16 protein-coding genes and 1 pseudogene are annotated in these 14,204 nt (G+C 73.3%); 6 read left to right on the top strand and 11 right to left on the bottom strand.

The features are described 5' to 3' along the window. Positions 1-14: 14 nt before the first annotated feature. Complete coding sequence (locus DEI96_RS16940; RefSeq protein WP_111023261.1) at positions 15-1,625, bottom strand: DEAD/DEAH box helicase; 1,611 nt, start codon at positions 1,623-1,625, stop codon at positions 15-17. A gap of 294 nt (positions 1,626-1,919) precedes the next feature. On the opposite strand from DEI96_RS16940, the gene DEI96_RS16935 reads away from it, so the two are divergent. Next, entirely contained in the window at positions 1,920-2,747 is an 828-nt protein-coding gene (locus DEI96_RS16935; protein ID WP_258372818.1) for an endo alpha-1,4 polygalactosaminidase, read from the top strand. 22 nt (positions 2,748-2,769) lie between these two features. Here DEI96_RS16935 and DEI96_RS16930 read toward each other — a convergent pair whose 3' ends face one another. From DEI96_RS16930 to DEI96_RS16915, 4 genes are all read right to left on the bottom strand, one after another. Continuing rightward, positions 2,770-3,129 carry a GntR family transcriptional regulator gene (locus tag DEI96_RS16930; RefSeq protein WP_258372812.1) on the bottom strand — a complete coding sequence of 120 codons (360 nt, stop codon included), beginning with the start codon at positions 3,127-3,129 and terminating at the stop codon, positions 2,770-2,772. Between the two features lie 10 nt (positions 3,130-3,139). Beyond that, positions 3,140-3,712 carry a DUF1684 domain-containing protein gene (locus DEI96_RS16925; RefSeq protein WP_111023315.1) on the bottom strand — a complete coding sequence of 191 codons (573 nt, stop codon included), beginning with the start codon at positions 3,710-3,712 and terminating at the stop codon, positions 3,140-3,142. Positions 3,713-3,844: 132 nt separating this feature from the next. Then, positions 3,845-4,327, bottom strand: coding sequence for a hypothetical protein (locus DEI96_RS16920; RefSeq protein ID WP_111023264.1), 483 nt, complete (start codon positions 4,325-4,327; stop codon positions 3,845-3,847). Positions 4,328-4,410: 83 nt separating this feature from the next. After that, positions 4,411-5,049 carry a GNAT family N-acetyltransferase gene (locus DEI96_RS16915; RefSeq protein ID WP_111023265.1) on the bottom strand — a complete coding sequence of 213 codons (639 nt, stop codon included), beginning with the start codon at positions 5,047-5,049 and terminating at the stop codon, positions 4,411-4,413. 91 nt (positions 5,050-5,140) lie between these two features. Between DEI96_RS16915 and DEI96_RS16910 the strand changes: the two genes are divergently transcribed. Next, positions 5,141-5,746, top strand: coding sequence for a hypothetical protein (locus DEI96_RS16910; RefSeq protein WP_239001361.1), 606 nt, complete (start codon positions 5,141-5,143; stop codon positions 5,744-5,746). 36 nt (positions 5,747-5,782) lie between these two features. Then, positions 5,783-6,091, top strand: a pseudogene (locus tag DEI96_RS16905) (DUF427 domain-containing protein); the annotation flags it as partial. A gap of 30 nt (positions 6,092-6,121) precedes the next feature. Here DEI96_RS16905 and DEI96_RS16900 read toward each other — a convergent pair. The 6 genes from DEI96_RS16900 to DEI96_RS16875 form a co-directional block, all read right to left on the bottom strand. Continuing rightward, entirely contained in the window at positions 6,122-7,381 is a 1,260-nt protein-coding gene (locus tag DEI96_RS16900) for an Nramp family divalent metal transporter (protein WP_111023266.1), read from the bottom strand. A gap of 285 nt (positions 7,382-7,666) precedes the next feature. After that, on the bottom strand, positions 7,667-8,362 hold the full coding sequence (locus DEI96_RS16895) for a CGNR zinc finger domain-containing protein (RefSeq protein ID WP_111023267.1): 696 nt from the start codon (positions 8,360-8,362) through the stop codon (positions 7,667-7,669). A gap of 47 nt (positions 8,363-8,409) precedes the next feature. Continuing rightward, positions 8,410-8,901 carry a SprT-like domain-containing protein gene (locus DEI96_RS16890; protein ID WP_111023268.1) on the bottom strand — a complete coding sequence of 164 codons (492 nt, stop codon included), beginning with the start codon at positions 8,899-8,901 and terminating at the stop codon, positions 8,410-8,412. Next, a complete protein-coding gene (locus DEI96_RS16885) occupies positions 8,898-9,728 on the bottom strand; it encodes a hypothetical protein (protein ID WP_071406181.1) in 831 nt (276 codons plus the stop codon). Before DEI96_RS16885 ends, DEI96_RS16890 begins: the two co-directional genes overlap by 4 nt. A gap of 141 nt (positions 9,729-9,869) precedes the next feature. After that, positions 9,870-10,637: a YhjD/YihY/BrkB family envelope integrity protein gene (locus DEI96_RS16880; protein ID WP_146246907.1), complete on the bottom strand. Its 768-nt coding sequence runs from the start codon at positions 10,635-10,637 to the stop codon at positions 9,870-9,872. A 106-nt stretch (positions 10,638-10,743) separates the two neighbouring features. Further along, a complete protein-coding gene (locus DEI96_RS16875) occupies positions 10,744-11,586 on the bottom strand; it encodes a spermidine synthase (RefSeq protein WP_111023270.1) in 843 nt (280 codons plus the stop codon). A 130-nt stretch (positions 11,587-11,716) separates the two neighbouring features. Here DEI96_RS16875 and DEI96_RS16870 point away from each other — a divergent pair, with 130 nt between their 5' ends. From DEI96_RS16870 to DEI96_RS16860, 3 genes are read left to right on the top strand one after another with little or no spacing between them, the layout of a single operon-like run. Then, positions 11,717-12,238, top strand: a complete 522-nt coding sequence (locus DEI96_RS16870; RefSeq protein ID WP_111023271.1) for a hypothetical protein — start codon at positions 11,717-11,719, stop codon at positions 12,236-12,238. Continuing rightward, positions 12,235-13,425, top strand: a complete 1,191-nt coding sequence (locus DEI96_RS16865; RefSeq protein WP_111023272.1) for a sensor histidine kinase — start codon at positions 12,235-12,237, stop codon at positions 13,423-13,425. The genes DEI96_RS16870 and DEI96_RS16865 overlap by 4 nt, the downstream gene beginning before the upstream one ends. Continuing rightward, a complete protein-coding gene (locus DEI96_RS16860; RefSeq protein ID WP_111023273.1) occupies positions 13,422-14,111 on the top strand; it encodes a response regulator transcription factor in 690 nt (229 codons plus the stop codon). Before DEI96_RS16865 ends, DEI96_RS16860 begins: the two co-directional genes overlap by 4 nt. Positions 14,112-14,204 lie beyond the last annotated feature (93 nt).

Genomic DNA, 14,204 nt, shown 5'->3' with positions numbered 1-14,204 from the left:
GTCAAGCGCGTGGGTCAGTGGCGGTCGGCAGCGCCGGCCGGACGGGAGGCGCGGCGCGAGCCACCACGGCGGTTGCCGCCCGACTCGTTGCCGGACCGACCCGCGGCGTAGCCGCCCTCGGACGACCAGACGGCCGACGAGCCGCCGCGCACGACGTCGCTGCTGCCCGAGCGGCGGTTGCCGCCGCTGCGGCGACCACCGGTCGAACCGGCGGCTGCGGCACCGGAGCGCCCGGCGCCCTCGGAACGTGCGCCACGGGCCGGACGGCCCTGACGGCCCCCGGTCGAACCGGCGGACTCGCCAGCCGAGCCGGAGCGCGCGGGCTGCGCCGCGCCTCCCGACCGACCGCCGCGACCACGGCGACGACCGCCGCCGTCACCGGCGGACTCGGCCGAGCGCTGCTTGGGCTGACGCTGCTGGGTGGGCTGTTCCTCGGCCACGTGGCGGATCGGGGCGACCTCGCCGACGAGCGCGGTGACCGCGGCGGAGGTCGAGGTGACGTGCTGCGGCGTGACCTTGATCGCGGCTGCACGCATCATCTGCGCGACGTCGCGACGCTCGGCGGGCATCGTCACCGTGACGACGTCACCGGACGAACCGGCACGCGCCGTGCGGCCCGAGCGGTGCAGGTACGCCTTGTGCTCGGTGGGCGGGTCGACGTGCACGACGAGCTCGACGTTGTCGACGTGCACTCCGCGGGCGGCGACGTCGGTGGCGACGAGCACGAGGGCCTCACCGGAGGAGAACTTCGCGAGGTTGCGCTCACGGGCACCCTGCGACAGGTTGCCCTGCAGGTCGACGGCCGGGATCCCCTGGCTGCTGAGCTGCTTGGCGAGGCGCTTGGCGTGGTGCTTCGTGCGCATGAAGAGGATGCGGCGACCGTTGCCCGAGGCGAGGGCGCTCACGAGGTGCTTCTTCGCGTCGGCGTCGGCGACCTCGAACAGGTGGTGGGTCATCGCCTCGACGGGGCTGTTCGCCTCGTCGACGGAGTGCATCACCGGGTTGTGCAGGAACTTCTTGACGAGCTTGTCCACGCCGTTGTCGAGCGTGGCGGAGAACAGCAGTCGCTGCCCGTTCTCGGGCGTCGCCTGCATGATCTTGGTCACGCCGGGCAGGAAGCCCATGTCGGCCATGTGGTCGGCCTCGTCGAGGACGGTGACCTCGATGTCGCCCAGGTTCACGTGACCCTGCTGCATCAGGTCGGCGAGGCGACCCGGGCAGGCGACCACGACGTCGACGCCGCCGCGCAGGGCGTCGACCTGACGACCCTGACCGACGCCACCGAAGATGGTCGTGGTGTTGAGGCCCATGGCCTTGGCGAGCGGGGCGAGGGCGACGTCGATCTGCGTCGCGAGCTCACGCGTCGGTGCGAGCACCAGGGCGCGGGGGCGGCCGGCGCGGCGCTTGCGGCCGCTGGCGGCGAGGCGGGCGACGAGCGGGATCGCGAAGGCGATGGTCTTGCCGGAGCCGGTGCGGCCGCGGCCGAGGACGTCCTTGCCCTGCAGGGAGTCCGGGAGGGTGTCCGCCTGGATGGGGAACGCCATGTCCTTGCCCTGATCGGCGAGGACGGAGACCATCGGCGCGGGGACGCCGAGGTCGGAGAAACGGATGTCTTCGGTGGTCATGGTGACCTTTCGAGCCGGAGCAGTCCGGCTGTGGGCGCGCTCTGAGGCAGCGCGCGGGCGGGATGCGCGCCAACGGATGTGGCTGGCGCAGTCGCCGCAGCAGAGAAGCCTGGGCACCTTCGTGAGGTGCTCGATCATCGACCAGAGTCCGGAGACAGGTGGTCGGGAGTTCGGGGCGTCCGTACGACGCACGAGGCGATCGGCGCCTCGAGTACGACCAGCATAGCGTGCACATCCCCGGAACAGCGAGGGCGGGGTCGTTCGCCCTGCGCGTGCGAGGATTCCGGGGTGCGCATGCGATCCGTCCTGTTGACCACCGCGATGGCCCTGGTGGCCGTCCTCGGCACGGCCGGCTGCGCCGAGGCCGCCACGACCAGCGCGGCCGCGAGCTACCGCAACCTGCCGACCTCGGGTCGCGTGGACTACCAGCTCGGCGGCGGGTACACCCCGCCCTCCGGCGTGACGATCGTCGAGCGCGACAGCACCGACCGCCCGGCGAAGGGCAAGTACAACATCTGCTACGTCAACGGGTTCCAGACGCAGCCCGAGGCCGCCCGCACGTGGAAGAAGTCGTACCCGTCGGCGATCCTCCGCGACCGTGCGGGCAAGCCGGTCTCGGACCCGGGGTGGCCGGACGAGATGCTCCTCGACACCCGGACCGCGGCCAAGCGTGCCCTGATCACGAAGGTGCTCGCGAAGACCGTCGCCCGCTGCGGTGACCGCGGGTTCGACGCGGTGGAGTTCGACAACCTCGACTCGTGGACCCGGAGCGGCAAGCGGCTCACCCGTGCCGGCAACCTGGCGCTCGCGAAGTCGCTCGTCGCCAAGGGGCACCGGCACGGCCTGGCCGTCGGGCAGAAGAACACGCCGCAGCTCGGGGCGTCCGGCCGGAAGCAGACCGGGTTCGACTTCGTCGTCGCCGAGGAGTGCGTGCAGTACCGGGAGTGCGCCGCGTACACGAAGGCCTACGGCGGGCGGGTCATCGACGTGGAGTACTCGGACACCCTCGAGCGCTCGTGGAGGTCGGTGTGCGGGCTGAAGAGCCGTCCGGCCATGACGATCCTGCGCGACCGCGACCTGGTGACCCCGAAGGACGACGCGTACGTGTACGAGCACTGCTGAGCGCTCGCACCACCCGCGCCCGCTACGCCGGCCAGGCCTCCCGCAACGCGGTCGCGGCCTGGTCCGTTGACAGCCCCGCCGAGCGTGCCGCGGCGGCCAGGGCACGAGCGGCCTCGGCCACGGCGTCCGGCACCGCCGCTGGTCGCACCACCCGGGTACCGGCGCCCCGCGCGGTGTGCACGAGCCCGGCCTCCTCGAGCAGCTGGTAGGCCTTCGCGACAGTGCCCGCGGCGAGCCCGAGCTCGTCCGCCAGCCCACGCACGCTCGGCAGCCGTTCACCGTCCACCAGGTACCCGGCGGTGATCTGCGCGGCGATCTGCGATCGGACCTGCTCGAACGGCGGCACGCGGCCACCGACGTCGAGGGCGACGAGTCCTGTCATGCGTTCCACCCTAGAAGTCGTACTGCTCGCCGACGGGGATCGGGACCGGCACGGTGTTGCCCGGAGGCGCGAGCGGGCACGCCCACGCCGGGTCGTACGCGCACGACGGGTTGTAGGCGAAGTTGAAGTCGAGCACGAGCGACCCGAGGTCGTCGCCGCCCAGGTCCGCGCCCTTGATGGTGTCGAGCAGGTAGCGTCCGCCACCGTACGTGCCGCGGGCCTTGCCGGCGCTGGAGTCCTTGACGGGGACGAACACCCCGCCCGCGTAGCCGCCGTGCTTCCAGACGTCGAGCGTGCCGACTCCGGGGACCCGCACGAGGCCGAGGCGGTCGAAGTGGACGACACCGTCGGTGCCGGTCTCGAAGTCGAACTCGGCGGGCTCGGTGGCCTCGATGCGCACCTGGAACCGCCACGCCGGGTCGTAGTCCGGCACCGGCAGGGACTCGAAGTCGCGGGCGTCCTCGTCGAGCAGCGGCGAGGCCGGGTGCTCCGCGAACATCGCGTCACGGGTCTCGCGCCAGAGTGCGTGCGCCGTCTGGGGGTCGGGGGTGGCGCGGACGCGGCGGTACAGGTCGAACATCATCCGCCGCCAATCCGTCGTCGCCAGCGTGCTGCGCACGCGGTCGTCGGTCGTCGGCTCCTGGGGGCGCGTCTGGCTCACGTGGACGAGGCTACGCCCGCTCCGCGGTGGACGGGAGGCCCGACCCGCGTCGCGTCACTCGCCGTCGGTCCGCCAGGTGGGCGCGAGGGCGCGCATCCGGAACGCCCGCCACTGCCAGATGACCCACATGCCGGGCCACAGGGCGAGCCCGAGGACGGCCGGTCGCATCCGGTAGGTCAGGCGGTCGAGCAGCAGGGTCCGGCCACCCGGTGCGGGGACGACGGCCATCCGGTGCGACATCGTCATCCGCCCGAACAACCCGGACGTGCCGCCGCCGTTGTCGCGCTGCACGGGGACCCCCTGGACCTCGTACAGGTCGAGGTCGACGTGCGTGTCGCCGCTCGGCACCAGCCCGAAGGCGTCCGCGGTGATCGGGTGCGGGTGCCCCGGCTCCCAGCGCTCCGGGAACCCCTGGGGATCGCGCGAGCGGTACGCCAGGAACGGCTTCGTCACCGCCACCATCACGGACGGGGACAGCAGGGCATCGCGCACGGCCTCGACCGGCGCGTCGAGGACGATCCGGAGGCCGACGTGCATGGCGGTGACGCTACGCCCGCGGGCTGGACGGTGCGCCGTGGCGGTGCGAGACGACGCAGGCGGAACAACGCAGCGGGGACGACTCAGGCGTGCCGGGCCGACCGGCGGCGGGACCCCTCGGCGCGGTCGTGCCGGCGGAGCCGCTCGGCCAGTCCGAGCCGGACGGCCGGCCACTCCGACGCGATCACCGAGAACACCACGGTGTCGCGCAGGGTGCCGTCACGGCCGATCGCGTGGTTCCGGAGGACGCCGTCCTGCTTGGCGCCGAGGCCCGCGATGGCCGCCCGGGACTGCAGGTTGTGCCAGTGGGTGCGGAACTCGACCGCGATGCACTGCCACGCCTCGAACGCGTGCGACAGCATGAGCAGCTTCGACTCGGTGTTGATCCCCGAGCGCTGCGCGGACCGGGCCAGGAACGTGCTGCCGATCTCGACGTGGCGGTTGCCCGGGTCGATGTTCATGAAGGTCGTCGCACCCACCACCCGGCCGGTCGGGCGGTCCCGCACGGCGAAGGGCACCATGCGGCCGGCCTCGTGCTCGGCGAGCCGCCGGTCGATCTCGGCCTCGACCTGTGCCGGGGCGGGCACGGAGGTGTACCAGGTGCGCCACAGATCGCCGTCCGCGACCGCCGCCCGCAGGTCTTCCGCGTGCTCCTGCCCGAGGGGCTCGAGCGTCACACGGTCGCCGGTCAGGGTGGGTACGGGGGCGATCTCCATGACCATGCATCCTAGGGTCGCCGACCCTGGTGGAACCCGGTCGGACAGCGACCCTGTGGAGAGGGACAGCATCGCTCGGACGGCTATCGTGACGGACGTGGCAGAACGCACCCAGGAGAAGTACCAGGTCCGGTTCGCGTGGGGTCCCGGAGGTGCGGCACGGATCGCCCACGGCACCCACCTGCTCGTCTGGGTCGACGCCCTGCCGCCGACCCCCGACGCCGCAGCACAGCGGCGCGCGCTGCGGAACGTGACCGCCCAACTGCCGCAGGGTCCGGAGGTCGTGCTCGGCCACCTCGGCAACGCGGCGGCGGTCGCGGAACGGGTGACGGGCCTCCAGGCCGCACGCGGTGACCGGTGCGTCGTCGCGATCGTGGCCGCCGGGCTGCACCACACCGCAGCCCTCGACGACGCGGCCGAGGCGGCGGGGGAGTCCGTCGACGTCGCCGACGCACCCGACTTCGCCGTCGAGGACCTGCTCGCCGCCGGAGCCGTCGTCGACGCGCTCACCGAGGTCGGCATCGACCACACCTCACCCGAAGCCGCTGCGGCCTGCGCGGCGTACACGGGGCTGCGCCGTGCCGTGCGGCACCTGGTCAGCGCGTCCGAGGGCGCCGCCGTCCTGAGCCGTGACGACGTGCACGCGGCGCTCGCCGCAGGCCCCGACCTGCCCGTCCTGCGGGAATCGGGGGAGCGCGCGTAGCGTTCGCCCCGTCACGGAACCAGCGAGCGAAGGAGCAACGCCATGAAGGCAGTCGTCGGCGACACGGTGATCGCGGAGGCCCCCGAAGAGGACCTCATCAAGATCGAGGGCAACTGGTACTTCCCGCCGTCGAGCGTGAAGACCGAGCTCTTCACCGAGAGCCCCACCCAGTACCACTGCCCGTGGAAGGGCGACACCCAGTACTTCACGGTGAACGTCGACGGACAGGCGCTGCAGGACCGCGCGTGGTCGTACCCGACGCCGATCCCGTCGTCGTTCGACCGCGTCGGCAAGGACTACTCGGGCTACGTCGCGTTCTGGAAGGACGTCCAGGTCGTCGAGTGACGACCGCCCGTCACCCTGACCGGCTGCGACTCAGCCGGTCAGGGTGAGCACGACCAGCGCGACGTTGAGCGCCACGATGACCGCCGCGATCACCCACGCCACCACGCGGGTGGTCGCGGCGTTCACGTCGGTCCCCATCACGCTCCGTCGCGAGGTGTAGACCACCAGGGGCACGATCGCGAAGGCGATCCCGAAGCTCAGCACCACCTGGCTGACGACGAGCAGCATCGTCGCGTCGATGTTCAGCGCGAGCAGCACGATCGCCGGCACCAGGGTGATCGCGCGCCGGGCCACGAGCGGGATCCGCACGTGCAGCAGGCCCTGCATGATCTCCGCGCCGGCCATGCAGCCCACCGAGGTCGAGGCCAGGCCGGACGCGAGCAGGCCCACGGCGAAGAGCACCCCGACGACCGGGCCGACGTTCTCGGCGATGGCGCGCTGCGCACCGGGGATGGAGTCGGTGCCCTCGACACCCGGCAGGGTGGCTGCCGCGAGGACGAGCATCGCGATGTTCACCCCGCCCGCGACGATCAGCGCGAGGCCGACGTCCCACCGGGTCGCGACGAGCACCCGGCGACGCTCCGGCCCGGCGGGGACGTCCCCGTGGCGGTCCCGGGCGAGCGCCGAGTGCAGGTACACCGCGTGCGGCATCACGGTCGCGCCGAGCATCGAGGCCGCCAGCAGCACCGACCCGGAGCCCTCGAACCGCGGCACGAGCCCGGCGACCAGGTCGGCCGGGGACACCCGGGCGAACAGCAGCCCGGCACAGAAGCCCACCGTCAGGATCGCGAGCATCGCCGTCACCACGGTCTCGAACAGGCGCGTGCCCCGGTGGCTGTGCAGGGTCAGCAGGAGCATCGAGACGAGCCCGGTGATGATCCCGCCGACCACGAGCGGCAGGCCGAAGAGCAGGTAGAGCGCCAGCGCGCCGCCGATGACCTCGGCGATGTCGGTCGCGGCGGCGACGATCTCGGCCTGGCCCCAGAACAGCAGGCGCGGGGTGCGCCGCATCCGCAGGCCGAGGTGCTCGGGCAGCGACTTGCCCGTCACCACCCCGAGCTTGGCGGACAGGTACTGCACCACCACGGCGCTGGCGTTCGCGGCCACGAGCACCCAGAGCAGCAGGTACCCGTACTCGGCGCCGGCGGTCAGGTTGGCGGCGACGTTGCCCGGGTCGACGTACGCGATGGCCGCGACGAAGGCCGGTCCGAGCAGGGTGAGCCCGGCTGCACGGCGACGCGGGGCACCGGATGGGTGCTCGTCGAGCCGGGGGCTGGCAGTGTCGGTCATGCACCGATCCTGCCAGAGAATTCGGCGTGCCGAATCTTTTTCTTCGTCGGGTCGTGGTGCTCGCCGGTCGCCGCTCGCGCGTGCGTGTTTCGGGTGGTCACGACCTGTCGGCTGGGAGGCCGCCAGCCGACGGTTGGTGACCGCTCGGCGGAGGTGAGCTGGGTGTCGTGACCGCTCGCGGAAGGCGGACGGGAGGCCCGTGGCGGCCCCGCCCCGCGCCTCCTGGCCGGTGGCTGGTCGCGACTCACCCCTCCCGGACGACGAGAGGAAGGTGTCAGCGCGTGGTCACTCCGCGGCGCGGCGGGCGCGGTGCGCCCGGACCTTCGCCCGGTTGCCGCACCGCTGCATCGAGCACCAGCGTCGGGTCCCACCGCGCGACGAGTCGTAGAACACCAGGCCGCAGTCCTCGGCCGAGCACCGGCTCAGCCGCGTCGGCCGGCCGTCGGCCTCGACGTCGTCGAAGCCGACCTCGGTGAAGAGCGCGACGGCGTCGCGCGCCACGCTCGACAGGGCCTGCGCCAGGCGGACCCGGTTGGCTCCGGCACGGCGTCGGCCACCCGGGAGGCTCGGGGGCACGTCCGGCAGGGCGGCGAACAGGTTGACGGTGTCGATGTCGTCGGGCGCGGGGCGCGTGCGGCCGGCCCCGGCACGCAGGCCCGCCGCCACGGCGGTGCGTTCCGCGGCGGTGCTCGCCGGCGCGGGGGCGGCGGCCACGGCGAGCCGGGCGATCGCGGCACGCAGGGCCCGGGCGTCCTGCAGCTCGCGGGCACTGGCACCGACGTCGATCGGCTCGGTGTGCTCGCTGAGCCACTCGTCCAGGTCGGCCGGGCTCGCGAGCAGCTCCCCGAGCTGCGACCGCGGTCGGCGCCCGCTGGGGTCGTCGGCGAAGCCACCCGTGTGCGCGAAGTCGAGCGCGATCCGTCCGGCGTCGAAGAACCAGGAGGAACCGGCGTCCGTGCGGATGTGCTGCCCCGTGTGCATCCGCCCAGGCTAACGGGTTACCGGCGCGCCTCCGTGCGTCGGGAGCCTCATGCGGTAGTCGACGCCATCGTGGCCGCGTCGTCGTCCGCGGTGCGGCGCCGCCAGGTGATGACGTTCCGGGCGTCGAACCGCCGGGAACAGCGGGCGCAGGCCAGGGGACGGGTGGGCGTGCGGTACCGGAAGTGCTCGTGCCCGGCGGGGCAGGTGCCGATCCAGGGGGCGAGCTCGCTGGCGATCGGCCCGTCGTGCAGCCGGGAGCCGGTGTACCCGATCGCCGCGGCCGTGCGCTTCCACTTCGGTCCGTGTGCCGCCCGGGCGCCGGCGAGGGCGTGCGCGACCTCGTGCAGCAGGACCTGCTCGACGTCGTCGTCGGAGAACCGGGTGGCCAGGTGACGGCTCACCGTGATCCGCTTTCGCGCGAAGTCGCACTGCCCGGCGCGGGTCTTGGCGTGGTCGAAGCCGAACGCCCACGTGCCGGCACCGAGGTGCTCGGCGATGAGCGCTTCGGCGCGGAGCCGGACGGTCTCGAGCGCGGTCACTGCTCGGCGCGAGGGTCGGCCTGGCCCTTCTTCGCTGCCCGGGCCGCGATCCGGCCCCAGATGTCGTCGGCCTCGGTCCGTGCGGCGTCGGGCGCACCGAGCACGCGGCGGCGGATCGGCGGGACCTGCTTCACCGGCTCGGCGACGCGGGTGGTGGGTTCCTCGTCCTCGGCACGGCGGGCGGCGACCTCGCGGGCTGTCCGTGGCTTGTCGGACGGTTCCGCCGGGTTCGTGATCGAGGCCCGCATGGCGGCCTCGACCGCGGTGCGCAGCGCGTCGGTGCGCTCGGACGGCGCCCCCGCCTGCCGGAAGGCCTGGTACGCCCGCGACAGTGCGGCGCGGGCCTCGTCGAAGCGGTCGTTCTCGAACAGCGACCAGCCCTCGATCTCGGCTGCGGCGCCCTCGAGTTCGGGCCACTCCTCGGTGGCGGCGGTGTCGCGGGCCATGGCGGCCTCGGTGGCGGCGCGGTCGTGCCGCCCGAGGTCGTGCAGGACGTGCGCACGACGGATCCGCGCGGCGACCTTGTCCTGGCGCTCCCCGGTGAACATCGCGAGGCGGAACACCTCTTCGGCGATGACGAGCGACTCGTCCAGACGACCGAGCAGGCGGAGGAGTTCGGCCCGTTCGGCGAGGGCGTCGGTGCTGCGGCTCTGGCCGAGGTCACGGAGCCGCTGGTGCACGGCGTCGACGTCGACCGCGGGTCGCAGGCTGATGGGCGCGAAGGTGCTGCCCGGGCTGACTCCGGCCGTCACGGGAGCCGCGTGGCGCGGTTCACGGGAACGGTCGGACAGGTCGGGCTGCTGGCGGTCGTCGGGCGGGAGGGACATCGGTTCGAGGGTAGCCGCGGTCTCCCGGGAGCGGTCGTTGCGACGCGCTCAGGTTGCGCGGGTGCGGCCGTGCGCGCGTGCCCCCGTGGACGGCGAACGGCCCGCCGTGCCGGAGTACGACGGGCCGTTCGGAGTGGTCGATCAGGAGTTGGCGGCCACCGCGGCGGCAGCGGCCACGCCGACGTAGGTGACCAGCGTCGCGATCGTGGCCACGACGGCCAGGATGATCGCGAAGATGCCCCAGCCGCGACCACGCTTGGTCACGGCGGCGATGATGCCCTGCACGAGCGCCCAGAGCCCGAGGATCGCGGCGACGCCGGCGATCACCGCACCGACACCGATCTGCGAGATGACGGCCGGGTCGTTCATGAGCTGACGCTGCAGCTCCTGCTGGTCCGGGGTCGCACCGCTGCTCGGTACGAGGTTGTTGATCGCGTCGCTGTTGGCGAGCGCCGACCCCATCACGTACCCGCCGATGACGCCGATGACGAGCGCGGCGAGTCCGAGGAAGAACGCCACGACACCGAGGGTCTTCTTCTTGGGCTTCGGCTCGTCGTGGCTCTGCCAGGCCGGGGCACCGGCGTGCGCGGGCGCGGCGGCGTACGGCTGCTGGTCGTGGTGCTGGTCGTGGCGCTGCTGGTCGTTCCAGCTCGGCGTGCTCGACGGCTGGCCGTACTGCTGCTCGCCGTTCGGCTGGCCGTACTGCTGACCCTGCCCGGAATGCTGCCCGTACTGCTGCTGGCCCTGCCCGTACTGCTCGCCGTACTGCGGGGTCGAGGTCGGCGCCGGGTCCACCCGCTCGCCGTACCGCGGGGCCTCGGCGTCGGGCTGCTGCTGCGGGGCGTCGCCCCAGCGCGGCGCCTGGCCGTCGCCCGTCCGGTCCTGGTCGTTCCGGTCGTCGTTCGTCATCAGGGTTCCCATCGCTCGGTCGCGCACCTGCGCGGTCGTTCAGACCATCCTGACAGCCGGACCCACCGAGTGTCCGAAGTCCTTCCCCGGGGGTGCCGTGCGGGCATCAGCCCCCGAACACGCTCCGGTTCGGCTCCGGCGACGCGACCGCCGTCTGGTCGGTGACGATCGGCGCCCCGGCGATGAACGCCTTGAGCTCCGCACCGTGCACGACCTTCGCCGGCATCGGGTCGGACGAGTACCGCCTCGGCATGTCCGCCACCGGCAGGTCGGTCGGCGACCCGAGCAGCACGATGTTCCCGAACCGCCGGCCCTTGAGCATGCCGGTGTCCGCGACCGCGGCGACCGACGGCAGCACCGACTGCAGCGTCGACGCCTGCCCGCGGGCGAAGGCCAACCCGGCGCCGTCGGCCACGTTCACCGCGACGATGCCCGTCGGCGACAGGAACGCGGCGACCTCGCGGTAGAACTCGACGCTCGTCACGTGGGCGGGGATCTGCGAACCACCGAAGACGTCCACCACCGCCAGGTCCACCGTGCCGCGGAGTCCGGCGGGCAGCTTGCCGAGGACCTCCCGGGCGTCGCCGTACCGCACCCGGATCGAGGCACCGCGGGGGAACGGCAGGGCCTCGCGCACGTGCTCGACCAGGTCGCGCTCGAGCTCGATCACCTGCTGCCGCGAACCCGGACGGGTCACCGCGACGTAGCGGGGCAGGGTGAGGGCGCCGGCGCCCAGGTGCAGTGCCGTGATCGGGCCGTCCGGCAGCAGGTCGATCGCGTGCCCGATCCGCTGGATGTACTCGAACGCCAGGTGGGTCGGGTCCTCGAGGTCCACGTGCGACTGCGGGGTGCCGTCCACCACCAGGGTGAAGGACCCCGGTCGGTGCCGGTCCGGCTCCACCACCGAGTACCCCGCACCGATCCGGAACCCGTCGAACGCATCAGCCATGCCGTCAATGGAACACCACCGCGATCACCACCCGCGTCCCCACCCCTGGTTGGTGTGCCCGCGGGGCACCAGGAACGAGGCTGATGTCACCGGTCGGAACACTCCGCCGGACCACCTCGAAAGGCACACCATGTCGGTCCAGCTCCTCGCGAACGTGCTCATCGGGCTCGCCCTCGTCGCCTTCTTGGCGTACCGGCAGGCGACCTGGCGGTCCCTCGACCCGGCGCGCATCTGGCGCGGACCGCTCGTCATGGCGATCGTCGGCGTGGTCGTCCTCGCACAGACCACGGCGACCGTCACCACCACCGACGTCGTGTTCCTCGGCCTCGAGGCCCTGCTCACCGTCGGCGTCGGCCTGGCAATGGGGGCCATGACCCGGTTCCGCACCGTCACGACGCCGGACGCGAAGGGCCGCACCCTGCAGTCCCGCACCGGTTCTCTCGGCGCCGCGCTCTGGATCGTCCTGATCGCCGCCCGCATCGGGCTCGACGTCCTCGGCGGCCACCTCGGAGCGCACCTGCTCACGTCGACCGGCACGATCCTGCTCGTGCTCGCCCTGAACCGTGCCGCCCGTGCCCTGGTCGTCGACCAGCGCATCCCCCGCGGCGGCGACCGGTCGGCGGCCGCCCGCCGCGGCATGATGGTCCGGTGAGCCTGCCGACCGACCCGGACCGGACCGACCCCGCCGGGGTCCGGTCCGCCTCGGTGCTCTCCTGGGGACTCAACGCCGTCGGGATCGCCGTGGTCGCCTTCTGGTTCGTGCGGAACGGCCTCCTGCTCCACCACCCCGCGTGGGTCTGGGCCGTCGGGGCCGTGGCGCTCGCCGCCTGGGCCGTCCGCGAAGGGGCACGCACGCCCCGCCTCCTCGTCGCCGCAGCCGGCGTGATGATCGCCGCCGGATCGCTCACCGTGGTGCCGACCGACTCGCTGCTGGTGGTCCCGGTGATCGTCGGGCTCGTCATCCTCGGCGCAGACCTGCGTCTGCCGGTCTGGACGGCCGCGGTCGCCGCGCTCGCCGCCGTCGTGGTGGTCGCCGTCACCGCCACGCTCGAGCAGACGTCGGTGCAGTTCGTCCTGGGCGTGAGCGGCGGGCTGCTGCTCGGCGTGCTCGTCGGCTTCAGTCGTCGGCAGGTCCGGATCACGACGGCGCAGGCTCGCGAGACCGAGCGGCAGCAGCAGCGCGCACGGCTCCTCGCCGACCGTTCGCGGGCATCCCGGGACATCCACGACGTCCTCGCCCACTCGCTCGGCGGCCTGGTCCTGCAGCTCGACGCGGTCGAGGCCCTGCTCGAGGCCGGCCGCGTCGACGAGGCAACCCGCCGAGCCGGCGAGGCCCGCGCGCTGGCCGCGGACGGCCTGGCCGAGGCGCGGCGTGCGGTGCACGCGCTCCGCGACGAACCGCAGCCCGACCAGCCCGAGCCGACCCGGGCCTCCAGTCCGTCCGCCGACCACGCGTCGGGCCTGACGGCCCTGCTCGACGCGCACCGTTCGTTCGGCGGCGAGGTCGTCGTGCAGGGTGACGCGACCCTCGCGGTCCTCGACGACGCCCTCCGTGCCGCCGTGGTCCAGGTCGTCCGGGAGGCCCTCAGCAACGCCCGCAGGCACGCTCCCGGCCGCCCCGTGTCCCTGTCGGTGATCCGGGACGGCGACGCCGTGGACGTCGTCGTGGCCAACCCGCTGCCGAGCGGCGGGCAGGGGTTGCTCGGGATGCGCGAGCGGTTCGCGGAACTCGGCAGCGAGGCCACGGTCGAGGCCGAGCGTTCCGACGACGAGTTCGTCGTCGCCATGCACCTGCCCGTCGACGTCCGGGCTCCGGTCGCCGAGGACGACCGCTCGTGACCATCCGGGTGCTCGTGGTCGACGACCAGGCCATCGTCCGCGACGGCCTGGTGACGGTGCTGTCGCTCGTGCCCGACCTGCAGGTCGTCGGGCAGGCTGCCGACGGTGCCGAGGCGATCGCCGCCGTCGACCGGCACGTGCCCGACGTCGTCCTGATGGACCTGCGGATGCCGGGTGTCGACGGGCCGACCGCCACCGCGCGGATCGTCGCCGAGCACCCCGGGGTCGCGGTCCTGGTGCTGACGACCTACGCCGACGACGACTCCATCACCACCGCGCTGCGAGCGGGGGCCCGCGGCTACCTGACGAAGGACGCCGGGCGCGCGGAGATCGCGACCGCGGTGCGTGCGGTGGCCGCCGGGCAGTCGACCTTCGACGCGACCGTGGGGGCGCGGCTGGTGGCGCGCCTCGCCGGTGGTGCTGGTGCACGTGCAGGTGACGGTGTCGCTGCTGGTTCCGCTGCGCCTGCGTCACCCGATCCCGGTCCGTCGCTCGGTGCGCGGTTCCCGGAGCTCACCCCGCGCGAGGTGGACGTCCTCGAGCGGATCGCGGACGGCCGGACGAACCCGCAGATCGCCGCCGAGCTGTTCCTGACGGTACCCACCGTGAAGTCGTACGTGAACCAGGTGTTCGCGAAGCTCGGGGTCCGGACCCGCGCCGAGGCCGTCGCCCGCGTCCTGCGCTGACCGTCCGCAGCACCCCGTCGTCCCCGGGCCACTGCGGCCACCACGGCCACGTGAATGCGTACACATGGACCACCAGCGGACGCCAAGACTCGT

It is taken from the genome of Curtobacterium sp. MCLR17_031, from assembly GCF_003234775.2.
Classification (GTDB): domain Bacteria; phylum Actinomycetota; class Actinomycetes; order Actinomycetales; family Microbacteriaceae; genus Curtobacterium; species Curtobacterium flaccumfaciens.
The sequence above is the reverse complement of the archived record's forward strand: the minus strand, read 5'-3'. Positions and strand labels throughout refer to the sequence as shown.

What these genes read in the sequence shown, in the direction of transcription:
- DEI96_RS16940 (WP_111023261.1), bottom strand. Translation starts at nt 1,625, where the DNA reads ATGACCACCGAAGACATCCGTTTCTCCGACCTCGGCGTCCCCGCGCCG.
- DEI96_RS16935 (WP_258372818.1), top strand. Translation starts at nt 1,920, where the DNA reads ATGCGATCCGTCCTGTTGACCACCGCGATGGCCCTGGTGGCCGTCCTC.
- DEI96_RS16930 (WP_258372812.1), bottom strand. Translation starts at nt 3,129, where the DNA reads ATGACAGGACTCGTCGCCCTCGACGTCGGTGGCCGCGTGCCGCCGTTC.
- DEI96_RS16925 (WP_111023315.1), bottom strand. Translation starts at nt 3,712, where the DNA reads ATGATGTTCGACCTGTACCGCCGCGTCCGCGCCACCCCCGACCCCCAG.
- DEI96_RS16920 (WP_111023264.1), bottom strand. Translation starts at nt 4,327, where the DNA reads ATGCACGTCGGCCTCCGGATCGTCCTCGACGCGCCGGTCGAGGCCGTG.
- DEI96_RS16915 (WP_111023265.1), bottom strand. Translation starts at nt 5,049, where the DNA reads ATGGTCATGGAGATCGCCCCCGTACCCACCCTGACCGGCGACCGTGTG.
- DEI96_RS16900 (WP_111023266.1), bottom strand. Translation starts at nt 7,381, where the DNA reads ATGACCGACACTGCCAGCCCCCGGCTCGACGAGCACCCATCCGGTGCC.
- DEI96_RS16895 (WP_111023267.1), bottom strand. Translation starts at nt 8,362, where the DNA reads ATGCACACGGGGCAGCACATCCGCACGGACGCCGGTTCCTCCTGGTTC.
- DEI96_RS16885 (WP_071406181.1), bottom strand. Translation starts at nt 9,728, where the DNA reads ATGTCCCTCCCGCCCGACGACCGCCAGCAGCCCGACCTGTCCGACCGT.
- DEI96_RS16880 (WP_146246907.1), bottom strand. Translation starts at nt 10,637, where the DNA reads ATGACGAACGACGACCGGAACGACCAGGACCGGACGGGCGACGGCCAG.
- DEI96_RS16875 (WP_111023270.1), bottom strand. Translation starts at nt 11,586, where the DNA reads ATGGCTGATGCGTTCGACGGGTTCCGGATCGGTGCGGGGTACTCGGTG.
- DEI96_RS16870 (WP_111023271.1), top strand. Translation starts at nt 11,717, where the DNA reads ATGTCGGTCCAGCTCCTCGCGAACGTGCTCATCGGGCTCGCCCTCGTC.